Origin of the sequence: Streptomyces sp. URMC 126 (genome assembly GCF_051386555.1) — a bacterium.
In the GTDB taxonomy this organism is placed as follows: domain Bacteria; phylum Actinomycetota; class Actinomycetes; order Streptomycetales; family Streptomycetaceae; genus Streptomyces.
Window position 1 is genome coordinate 1 of the sequence record NZ_JBPQTX010000215.1, and the last position, 12,496, is coordinate 12,496.

Genomic DNA, 12,496 nt, shown 5'->3' on the forward strand with positions numbered 1-12,496 from the left:
CCATGCCCCTGACCACCACGACCTCCCCCCGCCCCCCGGAATCCGGACGGCGCAAGCTGCTCTGGCACCGGCTCATATTCGGGCTCTGGTACCGGCCTGTCGAAGTGCTCGACGAGGCCCGGGACCGGAGCGTCTGGGGCGCCGCCATGTTCCTCTGCCTGCTCTGCGGGGCGCTGGGAACCCTGGCCAAGGACTCGTTCTGGGCCCAGTGGGACGTGAGCCCCCCGCTCGCCCTGGAGGCCATGGCCATCGGCTCCGGTGTCGTCCTGCTCGCCAGCGTGCTGCTCGGACTGGTCACCCACGCCATCGCCCGCCGGCTCGGCGGCAACGGCCGGCCCGGGCCGACGGCGAGCCTGTTCGTCCTCGTCTTCTGGACCACCGACCTCCCCCGGCTGGCGCTGGACACCTGTCTGCCGAGCACGTCCATCCCCGTCCGCGCCACCGCGTCGGCGACCGCCGCCTTCGGCTGCGCCCTGGCCACCCTCCTGATCCGGGGTCAGCACCACCTGCCGACCCGCAAGGCGGTCGCGGCCGTGAGCGTCCAGATGCTGGCCGCGGTGGCCCTGCTGAAGTTCCCGCCGGGCAGCGGCTGAGCGGCTCCCTCCGGCGGCCCGCCCCCGGGCCGTCGGGCGGCGAGAGGCCGGTTCCGCCGGCCGGTGTCCGCCGCTGGCCGGCCGGCGCGCGGCGCGTCCCGCCGCCTTCTCCGGCCCGGCCGCGCCGGGCACGCGAAGGCCCGCCCGGTGCGACGGGGGATGCACACCGGGCGGGCTCGAAGACAGTTCTACCTCATCAAGGATGGGTTATGCATCAAAAACCTGTTCGGCTTGAGGTCGACCAGCGCACGGGGAGCGAAATCAAGCCACGTGCGCGGATGGACGGACGCCATTTCAGTTCATCCCTCGGAACGGCGAGTTCCAGCTTGTCGAAGCGCTCCAGCAGCGCCGCGAGGGCGATCTCGGTCTCCGCCCGGCCCAGTGCGGCGCCCAGGCAGTAGTGGATGCCATGGCCCAGCGCGAGGTGACCGAAGTCACTCCGCCCCAGGTCAAGGCGGTCGGCGTCGGGGAAGCGGGCGGGGTCGCGGTTGGCGGAGGCCAGGGAGAGCAGGACGGTCTCGCCGGCCGGCACGGTGACGCCGCCGATCTCGACGTCCTCCAGCGGGAAGCGGCGGATGGCCAGCGGAGCGGGCCCGTCGTAGCGGTTCAGTTCCTCTACGGCCGCCACGAGTCCGTCCGGATTCTTTCGCAAGGCGCGGAGCTGCTCCGGGTGGTCCAGGAGGGCCAGCACCGAGTTGGCGATCAGGTGGACGGTGTTCTCGTAGCCGGCGAAGAGGAGGAGGAAGGCGAGCGAGGTCAGTTCGTCCTCGGACAGGCGGTCGCCGCCGTCGCGGACGGCGACGAGATCGGAGAGCAGGTCGTCCGCGGGCTCGGCGCGCTTGGCGGCGAGCAGGCCGGTGAGGAACCGCGTCATGCTCCCGATCGCCTCGCGGGCCGCCTCCGGGCGGGCGGGGTCGGGGGTGACCAGGGCGTCGGTCCAGGTCCGGAAGTCGAGCCGCCGGTCCTCCGGGACGCCCAGCAGGTCGCACATGACGAGGATGGGCAGCGGACCGGCGTAGACGGCCAGCAGGTCGGCGGAGCCCGCCGGTTCGACCGCGTCCAGCAGTCCGTCAGCGAGGCGGCGCACCGGCTCCCGCAGCTTCTCCACCCGCCCGGGCGTGAACGCCTTGACCACCAGGCGGCGGACGCGGGTGTGGTCCGGCGGGTCCATGTTGAGCAGGTTGGCGTCGAGCGCCGGGGGCAGCGCGAAGCCCGCGTAGTTGCCGGGCTTGGCGTGGCGTTTGTCGAGGGACAGCCGCGGGTCGGCGAGCGAGCGGCGGACGTCCTCGTAACGGGTCACGAGCCAGGCGGGCTTGCCGTCGGTGCCCTGGATCCGGTGGACCGGGCCGGCTTCCCGCAGCGCGGCGAGGGTGCCGTACGGGTCGGCGACGAGAGGTGCCGTGTCGATGGGTCGCATGGCTCCGACCCTAGGCGGGCCGCTGCCGGCGGGTGGGCGCGGGCCGGGTTTTCACCCCTTCCCGGCCCGGCGGACGAAATCGGCGCGGGCGGCACCGGTCCCGTGAGTACGGGCACCGGCGCCGGCCCGCGCCGCGGGCGGCCGTGACCCCCGTCCATGGCCGCCACGTCTGTGGCGAGCGCGTCCTCAGAGGGGACGGCGCTCCGCGCTGGTCTCCCGTAACTCCTTGAGTACGGCGTCGACCAGCTCGTCGTGGAAGACGTCGGCCACGAGCGCCAGGTGCTCGTGCTCGGCCGCCGGGTCGGAACTGACGGTCACCACCACGCTGTCGGCGTGCGGGACCGGGACGTGGCCGGTCGCCTGGTTGGCCAGGCCCCGGCGGAAGGCCGCGGCCTCCACCACGGCGGCGAGCCGGCGCTCGTCCAGCGCGGCGGCGGACGCTCTGCGGTGGGCGATCTCCAGGGCGGCGGGCTCGACGTGCCGGCGGACGCCGCGCTGGATGTCGCGGATCTCGGCCATCTGCCGGTTGGCCCGCCACTCCAGGTCGGCCAGCGGCCAGCGGGACGTCCAGCGGGAGGCGCCGATGGTCACCTCGGGGACGTGCGCGGTGACCTCCTCCCAGAGCGGGTGGAGGCGGCGCAGCCGGCGCCAGGCGGTCGCGCGGGGGCCCACGGCGGGCAGCGAGAAGCCGAGGAGGACGAGCAGGGCCGCCACCGAGGCGCTCATCGGGGCCACGCCGTTGGAGAGCCAGTACACGTCGCGGCCGGCCCAGGTGAGGACGAACCCCGCGATCTTGCAGGCGCAGTAGACCAGCCCCAGCCAGCAGCCCGCGGCGAGCGTCCGCAGGCCCTTGGAGAGCCAGGAGGGGCCGAGGGTGGCGGCGTAGCGCGGGCAGAGGACGCCCAGGCCGGCGAGGCTGGTGCCGAAGATGGCCAGGTACAGCGTCAGGAACGCGACCACGCCCGGGGCGTCGGCGTAGGCGGTGCTGAAGTCGCGGGGGTGCTCCACGGCGTCCGGGCGGCCGACCGCGAAGCAGACGATCGCCGCCGTCCAGGCGGCCGTCACGGCGGCCACCGCGAACCGGGACCGGACGACCGCGCGGGCGTGCGCCGCGGCGTCGCCGCGGCTGGTCCAGCGGAGCAGCAGCACGGTGGCGCCGGAGGCGAACAGCACGACGGCCGAGTAGAGGAAGACCATCGCCAGGTTGGCGACGCCGGTGAGCCGGTCGAAGGCGCGGTAGACGCTCGGCGCCGAGAACAGGAAGACGACGGGCACGCCGGCGGTCATCAGCGCGGTCAGGCCCAGGTCGGTGTTGCCCCGGTCGCGGAACCAGGCGCGGGCCTTGTAGGCGACGATGACCCAGGTGACGGCGGAGAAGGTGAGGTAGAGGGCGTCAAACACCGGCACCGCCCCCGTGCGCCCCGCCGCCGTCGTCCCGGGCCCGGCGGACGTGCTGGAGCGCGGGGCCGAGGGAGGCGGCCAGTTCGGCGGCCGGGCCCTCCAGGGGCTGCTCCTGGCCGGGCGGGGGCGGGACGACCTTCTCCATCAGGAGAGTGCCGAGGATCTCGGTCTCGCGCTCGGTGAGGTTGTCGTAGCAGTGGTGCCGGGCGAGGCCCATGGTGAGCCCCATGCGGCGCATGGCGGTGGCGACGTCGACGGACGGCGTCCACACCTTGAGGGCGTCCTCGGTGACGGCCGGGTCCTGGTCGTGGCCGAGCAGCAGGTGGCCGATCTCGTGCAGCACGATGTGGACCTGGTGCCAGGGCGAGGTCTTGAGCTCGTAGACGACCCAGTAGCCGTCGTCGGTGGTGGCGGTCATGCCGGAGACGACGCCGTCCAGGCTCATCGGCACCAGATGGATCGGCCGTCCCACGCGGCGTGCGACGACGTCGCACAGGCCGCGGAGATCGGTGGAGGCCGGCAGTGCGAGCTCGGCGATGAGCTGCTTGCACCTCCGGCGAATCCGCCCCACCCGCATGACTGCACCGTCCTCGTCCTCGGTACGCCGCCAGTGGGTGAAGAGCCGGTCGTCCGCCACGACGGTCACGGGCGCTCCTCACCCCCCGCCCCCGGCGGGTCCGACGGCAGGTTCATCTGCTGCCGGAACTGGGAGATGATGGTGGTCAGGCTGTCCTGGACCTCGGGCGGCAGGCCCACCGAGCGCAGGGCGATGGCCCGTACCCGCTGGTCGCGCATCGCGACGAGGAAGCGGACCTCCTCCTCCACCCGGGCGGTCTGCGGCGCGGACAGATCACCCATCAGATAGCCGACCGGCACGGCGAAGAACTTCGCCAGCGCCCGCAGCACGTCCGGGCTGGGGTTGGCGCGCTTGCCGTTGCGCAGCATCGACAGATACTGCTCGGTGAGCGTGACCCCGCCGTACTCCTCCGTGCCGCGGCTGATCTCCTCCGCGACATGGGCGTTGGTGTACGGCGCGCCCGGCGGATGCATGTTGGCGAACAGGTAGTTGAGCCGCCCCGCCAGTGGGCTGCCCGTGTCTCCCGTCGCTCTGTCCCCCCTGACCGCCATGTGTCCCCCCGTTCCAGGTGCCTTGTTTCGCACGGCCGCCTCACGGCCGGTTAAGCCCTGAGAGGTCGCGAGGGGCATCCTGTCACGCGCGGACGCGGAGCACTAGTCCGTTCCGGATTACGAGCGGGTGACGGACTTAACCGGCGGTTGATGGCAGGTGAGGAAGGTCCGGTCCAAGCGGAGGGGCGGGGTGGCCGGGCTCCGTACGGGCCCGGCGGGAACCCGGCCGGAGCGGCGGCCGGAGCCCGGCCGGCGGCTCCGGCATCGTGGTGAATCCTGTCGCGTCCGCCTCTCGCCACGCCCCTCCCGTCCGGTGGAGGATGACACGCTCACCTCGTATGTGCCCCCGCGCACCGGAGAGGAACCCGCCCATGCGCAGACCCCTCGCCGCAACCGCTCTCGCCGCCCTCCTCCTCGGCCTCACGGCCCTCTCCCCCGGCGGAACCGCCGCCGCCGACCCCGGACAACGCGCCCTGGCCGTCGCGGCCGACGCCTACTGGACCGCCGACCGGATGGCCGCCGCCCTCCCCGCCGAGGCCGTACGGCGCGCGGCGGCCGGCCCGAGCGCCCCCGGCTCCCCCGGCACCCCTGATGCCCGCAAGGCCCCCGTCCCTCCCAGCCACCCCTTCGACGGGCTGCCCCAAGTGGGCACCTTCTTCTGGACCGACGGCCAGGGCCAGGGCCGGTTCTGCGGCGGGACGGTGGTCCGCAGCCCGTACCGGAACCTGGTGGTGAGCGCGGCGCACTGCCTGCGCCGCCCGGACCCCAAACGGCGGCTGTCGTTCGTGCCCCAGTACCACGACGGGCTCAAGCCGCACGGCGTCTTCCCGGTCGAGGCGATCTACATCGACCAGCGCTACTACGACCTGGGCACCGACGGCGGCGCCCGCTGGGACTACACCGTCGTCCGGCTCGGCGACCGCTCCGACGGCATCCCGGTCGAGCGGGTCACCGGCGGCTTCGACCTCGCCTTCCACCCCGGCTACCGGCACGCCGACGTCCGGCTGATCGGCTACCCGGGCAACAGCGACGCCAAGTACCCCAAGCCCCTCGACTGCCGCTCCGCCACCCGCCGTTACACGAGTACGGACCCCAAGGCCCCCGGGGACTTCCTGGAGATCCCGTGCGCCGGGTACGTCGGCGGCACCTCCGGCGGGCCGTTCCTGATCCGGAGCGGCACCGGCGGGTACAGGCTGATCGGGGTGATCGGCGGCTACCACACCGGCGGTGACACCCCGGACGTCTCGTACAGCTCCTACTTCACCGAGGACCTGCTGGACCTGTACGTCGACGCGGTGCACGGCGAGCCGCCGGCCGGCTGAGGCCGCGTGGCACCCGGACCGGGGCGGGGGTCACTCGTCAGGGTGAGCTCCCGACTGCGGGGCGCGGCGCGGGGGTAGCGACAGGCCGTCGCAGCCGCCCTTCTCCGAGAGGACCGCGTATATGCGCCTTCGTGCCGCCCTGGCCACCGCCGCGGGTGCCCTGGCCCTGATCGTCGCTCTGCCCACGACGGCCGCCGCGGCCGAGGGCCGGTTCGAGTACACGTACACCGGCTTGGACGGCCGGCCCCAGGTCGCGGCCCTGGAGGACCCGCCGAGCGGGGAGTGCCTCACGCTGCCGGAGGTGGCCGACCCGGGGAGCAGCTCGCCGGCGCACTCGCCGCGCAACCGGACGGACGCGCGGGCCGAGGTCTTCACCGACCCGGGCTGCACGGGTGACTCGTTCACGCTGCGACCGCACACCGGGTACGGCACCGAGCGCCTCAAGGTGCGGTCCGTGCGGTTCTCCTGACGCGGTCCGGTCCGAGTCCGGTCCGGGAAACGCGGAACGGCGGCACCACCGGAGGGATCCGGTGGTGCCGCCGTTCCATGCCCGAGGGCCCGGGGGCCCGAGGCCGCGCTACGCGCCCCGCGGCCGCCGCGTCAGCGTGTAGCCGCCGATGGCCGCGAGCGCGCCGAGCACGGCGCCGCCGACGGTCCACACCCAGCGGTCCGACCACCAGCCGCCGTTCCAGCCGTCCTCCGGCTCGGAGACGGCCCCGGCGTGCAGCGGCGCGCCGAGCTCGCCGCCCTCGGCGTACTTGCCGCCGGCGTCCTCGGCGGTCGCCTCCACCTCGGCGTGCACGGGCAGGCCCATGTCCTGGTCGGGCCCGTCGGCGACGGTGAGGCGGATGTAGTACGCGCCGGGCAGCGGGTCGTTGGACCAGCGCTCGGCGTACGGGCGGACGACGCGCAGGGTGCAGCTGAGCGTGACGGTGGTGTCCTGCTGGGACACCCGCTTCGTCCGCTCCCCCTCGGCGCAGGCCTGGCGGCGGCGCAGGCCGTCGAAGACGTCCAGCTGCCAGGTGGCGGCGCCGTGCCGGGCGCTCGCCTCGGGCAGCTTGACGGTGGCCTTGGCGGTCGGCCGCTGGCCGGCGCCGGCCGGGAACTGCCAGTAGAGGTAGTCACCGGTCGTACCGTCGGCGGTGGCCTTCTGGTCCTGCTTGACGGCCGTGGCGGTACGGAACGACGTACCCGCTTCGGTCGGGTCGCCGTTCTGGCCCTTGGTCCCGGCGGGGGCGTCGGCCGCCGCCGCGCCCGGGACGGCGAACAGCGCGCCGGCCGCGAGCAGTCCGGCGGTCAGCATCCTTGCGATACGCATCAGTTCGCCCTCCAGATGGCGACGCGCCAGCGGGCGAGCCAGCCCCACAGCAGACCGGCGACGAGGCCGGTGACGACGAGGACGGCGAGCAGCACCCAGCCCCGGCCGAGGCCGAAGGCGGCCAGGTCGGAGGGCTTGTCCGGGGACTTCACCAGGTCGACGGCGAGCTCGACGGGGAGGCCGGGGTCGCGCTTGACGGAGGCGGGGGCGGAGAAGGAGTGCGAGACCTCCAGGCAGACCGTGCGCGCGTCGTCGTCCTTGTCGCCCTTCTTGCCCTTGCTCACCGGGTAGCGCAGACCGGACGCCATCACGTCGGTGCGTCCGCTGCCCGCGTCGGAGCCGCGGACGAGTTCCTGGCCGCCGTCGCCGACGGCTCTGACGAGGATGCCGTAGTCGCGGTCGACGGGCCGGTCGGCACCGACGCTCGCGGCGGCGCGCAGCTCCTGGCCGGGCTTGACCTTGACCTTGTACCAGCGGTGGTCGCCGAAGGTCGCGCGGTCGGTCCACACGCCGGCGCCGATCTCGGGCGCCGCGGAGCAGGCGTCCGCGCCCTTGGTGGGCTTGGGGGTGTCGTCGACGGGTGTCTCGGAGCGGCGGACGAGCTGCTTGATGCGGCCCGAGAGCTCCTTGGTGTGCCGCACGGTGGTGTACGTGCCGCCGGTGGCCTCGGCGATGCAGGTGAGCTGCTCGCGGGTCTTGTCGTCGTGCGCCAGGCCGAGCGTGTCGATGGTCAAGTGGGTGCCCTTGGCGGCGAGTTCGCGCGCCACGTCGCACGGGTCGGGCTGGCCGCAGGAGTCCTCGCCGTCGGTGATGAGGACGATGCGGCGGGTGCCGCCGTCCTCGCCGAGGTCCTGGTCGGCGCCGCGCAGGGCGTAGCCGATGGGCGTCCAGCCGGTGGGGCGCAGGGTGGCGACGCGCGTCTTGGCCTCGGTCCGGTCGAGGCGGCCGACGGGGTACTCCTGCTTGCTGTCCTTGCAGCCGAGCGCCTTGTCGTCCCCGGGGTAGTGGGCGCCCAGCGTACGGATGCCGAGCCTGACCCCCTCCGGGGTGGCGTCGATGACCTCGTTGAACGCCTGCTGGGCGGCGGCCATGCGGGACTGTCCGTCGATGTCGCGGGCGCGCATCGAACCGCTGACGTCGAGGACGAGCTCGACCTTCGGGGAATCCTTGGAGGGCCCGTCGGCGGCCTGCGCCGGCACGACACCTCCGGCCAGTGCGGCGAGCAGAGCGCAGGCGCCCGCCGCCAGCCGTCTTGTGATGATCATCCGAAGATCCTAGTGACCCACAGGCGGCCGACCCAAAACGGGAGTTGCCGGAGCGGGGAGCACCCCGGGGGCGACAGGGAGCGCGGAAGGGCACCGGGAACGTGTCCCGGCGCCCTCGGTCCGGTCCGCGGGGGCGGGCTAAGCCGGCGGCGGTCACAGCCCCTGCTGCTGGGGCTTCTTGAGCTTGGTGACGTCGATGGTCTGGTCGGCCGGCGGGGCCTTCGCCGGGACCGGCTTGTTCCAGTCCGTCAAGGTGACGGCGCTCTGCTCCTTGGTGTTCTCGATCTTCAGCGGGTAAGGGCGACCGGTGGTGGCCACGCTGATGGTGGTGTCCTTGGCGCTGATCGGGACGACCGGCTGACCGTCCACGGTGGTCGGCGCTCCCTTGACGACCGTCTCCTGGTCGTCGTCGTCCTGGCCGACCTTGGCCTGCAGTGCCGTCAGGTCGCAGCCCTTCGTCATGCGGCTGAGGTTGGGCTCGCTGGTGGGACCGGTGACGTAGCGGCCCTTGAACAGCTCGGCCGCCTGCGGGTTGCCCTTCGACATCCACAGCTTCTCGTCGGCCTTCATCCAGACCCGGTCGCCGAGCCTGAGCACTTCGATGGTTCCCGTGCTGGGCGTCTTGACCGTGCCCGCGCAGTTGCCCTGCTTGTCCAGGGCGAGGTCGATGTCCATCCGCTCGCCGTCCTCGGTCTGCGACATCTTGAACCGGAGCGAGGTGGCGTTCTGCAGCTCCTTCTTGGCCTTGTCGGATATCTCCTTGCCGGGCAGCTTCTCCACGCCGTTGCCGGACGCCGTGTCCTGGGCGGGGGCCGAATCGGCCGCCTTGGCGGGCTTCTTGTCGTCGGACTTCTTGCCGTCCTCGCTGCCGCAGGCGGACAGTCCCATGACCGCCGCCACGCAGGCGGCGGCCATCGCGATGCCGTGCTTCCGCTTCATATTCGGTGCCACTCGTGCTTTCTCTCGGTGCGCTGTCGAAGGCACACACCTTACGGCCCGGCACCGACAGCGGGTTTCACACGCCGGGCTGCCACGGTGGCGGCTCCGGGGCCGCCATGGCGTGCACCCGCTCGGTGACGGCCTTGGCCAGTTGTTCCCGCTCCTCGGCGGAGAGGCCGTCCAGCAGCGCCAGGGTGACGTCCCGTCCGTCCCCACCGCCGCCGGCCTCCGGCCTCGGGTGCGTGGTCACCCACTCCAGCACCTGGCGTACCTCCTCCGGGCGGTGCAGCAGCCAGAGCGCCGCCAGGGCGTCGGGGCCGGTACGGACGGCCTGGAGGTAGAACTCGTACTCCTCGCGCCGCTGGGGCGACCACAGCGACGGCGGGGCGCCCTTGTCGGCCGGGCGCGGCGGTTCGGCCGGCGGCTGGGCGGCGGCGAGGCAGCAGGCCAGCCCGGAGGCGTCCACCTGTGTCGGCTGGGCGAGCAGTTCCACGAGGTGCTGCGGCGACGCCTGTTCGCCGGCGGCCTCGGCGTGGGCCGACACGGTGTGGAACCTCCGGTCGAGGTGTGCGACGACGGCCGCCCAGCAGCCTTCCGGCGGGCCGCCGCCGAGCACCGCCCGGGCGGGGTCGGCGACCCACCAGGCGACCTGGAGGGCGGCGGGCGCCGAGCCGGGCGGCAGCGTCCAGGTGCCGGTGCGGGGCGCGGTGTCGACGAGGTACGTCTCGCGGTAGCCGCCGAACGCGGCGCGGACGAGCGAACCGCGGCCGCCGGGCTCGCAGACGGTCCGCCCCTCGCCGTCCAGCAGCACCAGGGCCTGCTGCCCGGGCTGCGCGAGGCGGAAGCGGAGGAGCTCCGCGAAGGGGCCGCGGGTTCCCCGGCGCCACGGCGGGGCGTCCGTCGCGGGGGCCGGGTACGGGGTGAGGGTCATGCCGGTCTCTCTCCTGCCGAGTGTCTCGTGGTGCTAAAGGGCCCGCCGCCACGCGGCGAGGGCGTCGGCCGCCTGCCGGGCTCCGGGCGCCGGGCCGGCCGCCTCGAACGCGGTGAGCAGCCGCAGTACGCCGCCGCGCGGGGCGGCGCCCAGCCGGCCGGCGAGGTGTTCGACGAAGGGGGCGCGGCGGGGGTCGTCGGCCGCGCGGCGCTGCCATTCCAGGAGCGCGGCGCGTACGGCGGGGAAGGTGGCCGGCTCGGCGAGCGCGCACCGGACGAGTTCCAGCCCGGGCGGGTCCTGCCGGGGCGCGTGCCGTCCGGGCGGGTCCTGGCCGGGGCGGTCGTCGGGCAGGGTGCCGAGCAGGTGCCGGGTCCACCACTCGGCGGGTTCGCGGGCCGCCGCGGCGGTGCGCAGCAGGTGCGCGGTGGCGGTGCAGGCGGCCTGCCGGGTGGTGCCGCCGGCCTGGCACCACGGCACCAGGCCGGCGAGCAGGGCGGGCCGTCCCGCCGGTTCGGCGAACAGGGACAGCAGCGCCCGGCGGACGGCGGTGGCGACCGCGCCCGTCCCGTCCCGCGGCCCGTCGCAGACGGTCCGCAGCAGGGTGAGCGCGGTCCCGGGCCGGGCCAGGCCGAACTCGGTGGCGCAGGCCAGGGCCACGGTGCAGCGCCGGGAGACCGACGCCTGCCGGCTCCAGCCGCGCAGCCGGGCCTTGACGGCGGTGGCGAGCACGGGGTCGGTGGAGGCGGCGCCGAGGGCCCGGGCGGCCAGCCGCCAGTCGGCGGGGCGTGCGGACGCGGCCAGTTCCTCGACGGGGCCGAGCGCCCGGCGGCCGGAGCTCCACTGGGCGCACTGTCCGAGGACGAATCCGGCGCGGTCGCCGCGCCCGTGGTCGGACGGGGTGCTGCCGAGCCATTCCACCAGCAGGCCGGCCGCGTCGGGGTGTTCGCGCCAGACGTGTTCCAGGACCGCGCGGCCCTGGAGGTGCCGGGTGAACACCACGGGCCGGGTGAGGTAGCTGTGCGTGGAGGTGGTCCGCACCTCGGCGGGGGCCGCGTACGCGCCGATCGCCGCGAGGCGTTCGCTGCGGGAGCGGCGGAAGACGGCCGGCGGCGGCTCTTCCGCGTGCGTGTCGGGGGCGGTGCCGCCGAGCCGGCCGCCCGCCGTGCGCAGCAGGCGTTCGGCCTCTTCCTCCACCAGTGTCTGGTCGAAGTGTTCGAAGACGCAGGCGGCCAGCAGCAGGGCGAGGTCCTCCGGGCTGTCGCGCAGCGCGTCGAGCAGGCGTGGCGCCCGGTCGGCCGCGTGGAAGCTGAGGTGCTCCCCGACGCTCGCCGGGTCGGCGCCGCGCCGGACGACCCGGACGATCTCGGCGGCGATCTCGACGACCTGGGCGGGGCGCAGGCCGGGCAGCAGGATCTCGTCGAGGAGCCCGGGCGGCAGGGCGTCCAGCGCGGGGGCGACGTCGGCCGGGCCGCCGAGGACGGCGGCCAGCCGGGCGTCGAGGACGGCGCGCGGCTCGGGCGGCAGGGCCCGGACGGGCGGGGTGTGCAGGGTGTCGCCGAGGTGGGCCAGGACGGCCGGGGTGTCGGGGGTGACGACGACCATGTGGGCGTCGGCTTGGGCGAGCCGGGCGCGGAGTCCGTCCAGGGCGATGGCGTCGAGCGCGGTGAGGCGCGGTTCGAGGAGTCCGTCGGCGAGGTAGCCGCGGGCGGGAGCGGCTCCGGGGGTCCAGGTGGTGAGGTCGGTGTCGGAGTCGAGGGCCCGGAGGGCGAAGCCGGCGGTCTGCCGGTGGAGGAGGTTGAGGGCGGCGGTACGGCGCCCGGTGCCGTCCTGCCCGGCGAGGAAGAGGAGGCGGTCGTCGCGCAGCCGGCCGAGGGCGTCCGGGAACCAGGCGGGTTCGGCGAAGCCCTCCAGGGCGAGGGCGGTCCGCTCGGCGGGGATGTCGCCCTCGCGGGGTTCGACGCCGTCGCCGCGCGGGGCGGCCGGTTCGCCGTCGCCGGCGGTGTCGAAGTGCTGGCCGCCGCGGACCAGGTCGGAGATGTTCAAAAAGCCGCGGTTGCCCCAGATGTTGATGGTCTGGAAGCGGTGGCTGAACTCGGCGGCGGCGAGCTCGCCGAGGTCGGGGCCGGGCGGCGCGGCATCCGGGCCGGGGCCGGGGACGAGGCCGGGCGGGGCGGTGTCGGGG

12 protein-coding genes are annotated in these 12,496 nt (G+C 74.6%); 3 read left to right on the forward strand and 9 right to left on the reverse strand.

Annotated elements, in window-relative coordinates; all coding sequences use genetic code 11:
• Positions 1-593, forward strand: a 593-nt coding sequence (locus tag ACSNOK_RS23165; RefSeq protein WP_436782680.1) for a YIP1 family protein, incomplete at its 5' end; no start/stop codon positions are given.
• 214 nt (positions 594-807) lie between these two features.
• Here the strand turns inward: ACSNOK_RS23165 and ACSNOK_RS23170 are convergent.
• From ACSNOK_RS23170 to ACSNOK_RS23185, 4 genes are all read right to left on the reverse strand, one after another.
• On the reverse strand, positions 808-2,010 hold the full coding sequence (locus ACSNOK_RS23170; protein WP_436782681.1) for a cytochrome P450 family protein: 1,203 nt from the start codon (positions 2,008-2,010) through the stop codon (positions 808-810).
• A gap of 186 nt (positions 2,011-2,196) precedes the next feature.
• Positions 2,197-3,411: an MAB_1171c family putative transporter gene (locus ACSNOK_RS23175; RefSeq protein ID WP_436782690.1), complete on the reverse strand. Its 1,215-nt coding sequence runs from the start codon at positions 3,409-3,411 to the stop codon at positions 2,197-2,199.
• The gene (locus ACSNOK_RS23180) at positions 3,404-4,057 is read right to left on the reverse strand and encodes a hypothetical protein (protein WP_436782682.1); all 654 of its coding nucleotides are present in this window, start codon (positions 4,055-4,057) and stop codon (positions 3,404-3,406) included. The genes ACSNOK_RS23175 and ACSNOK_RS23180 overlap by 8 nt, the downstream gene beginning before the upstream one ends.
• Complete coding sequence (locus ACSNOK_RS23185) at positions 4,054-4,539, reverse strand: helix-turn-helix domain-containing protein (RefSeq protein WP_351504362.1); 486 nt, start codon at positions 4,537-4,539, stop codon at positions 4,054-4,056. Before ACSNOK_RS23185 ends, ACSNOK_RS23180 begins: the two co-directional genes overlap by 4 nt.
• Before the next feature lie 371 nt (positions 4,540-4,910).
• On the opposite strand from ACSNOK_RS23185, the gene ACSNOK_RS23190 reads away from it, so the two are divergent.
• Both ACSNOK_RS23190 and ACSNOK_RS23195 read left to right on the forward strand, forming a co-directional pair.
• On the forward strand, positions 4,911-5,861 hold the full coding sequence (locus ACSNOK_RS23190; RefSeq protein ID WP_436782683.1) for a trypsin-like peptidase domain-containing protein: 951 nt from the start codon (positions 4,911-4,913) through the stop codon (positions 5,859-5,861).
• Positions 5,862-5,982: 121 nt separating this feature from the next.
• A complete protein-coding gene (locus tag ACSNOK_RS23195) occupies positions 5,983-6,330 on the forward strand; it encodes a hypothetical protein (protein ID WP_436782684.1) in 348 nt (115 codons plus the stop codon).
• A gap of 108 nt (positions 6,331-6,438) precedes the next feature.
• Here the strand turns inward: ACSNOK_RS23195 and ACSNOK_RS23200 are convergent, their stop codons facing one another.
• The 5 genes from ACSNOK_RS23200 to ACSNOK_RS23220 form a co-directional block, all read right to left on the reverse strand.
• Positions 6,439-7,179, reverse strand: coding sequence for a hypothetical protein (locus ACSNOK_RS23200; protein WP_436782685.1), 741 nt, complete (start codon positions 7,177-7,179; stop codon positions 6,439-6,441).
• Positions 7,179-8,444, reverse strand: coding sequence for a VWA domain-containing protein (locus ACSNOK_RS23205; RefSeq protein WP_436782686.1), 1,266 nt, complete (start codon positions 8,442-8,444; stop codon positions 7,179-7,181). The genes ACSNOK_RS23200 and ACSNOK_RS23205 overlap by 1 nt, the downstream gene beginning before the upstream one ends.
• A gap of 153 nt (positions 8,445-8,597) precedes the next feature.
• The gene (locus tag ACSNOK_RS23210; protein WP_436782687.1) at positions 8,598-9,383 is read right to left on the reverse strand and encodes a hypothetical protein; all 786 of its coding nucleotides are present in this window, start codon (positions 9,381-9,383) and stop codon (positions 8,598-8,600) included.
• Between the two features lie 76 nt (positions 9,384-9,459).
• Positions 9,460-10,314: a hypothetical protein gene (locus ACSNOK_RS23215; protein WP_436782688.1), complete on the reverse strand. Its 855-nt coding sequence runs from the start codon at positions 10,312-10,314 to the stop codon at positions 9,460-9,462.
• Positions 10,315-10,347: 33 nt separating this feature from the next.
• On the reverse strand, positions 10,348-12,496 hold a 2,149-nt coding region (locus ACSNOK_RS23220), incomplete at its 5' end, for a hypothetical protein (RefSeq protein WP_436782689.1).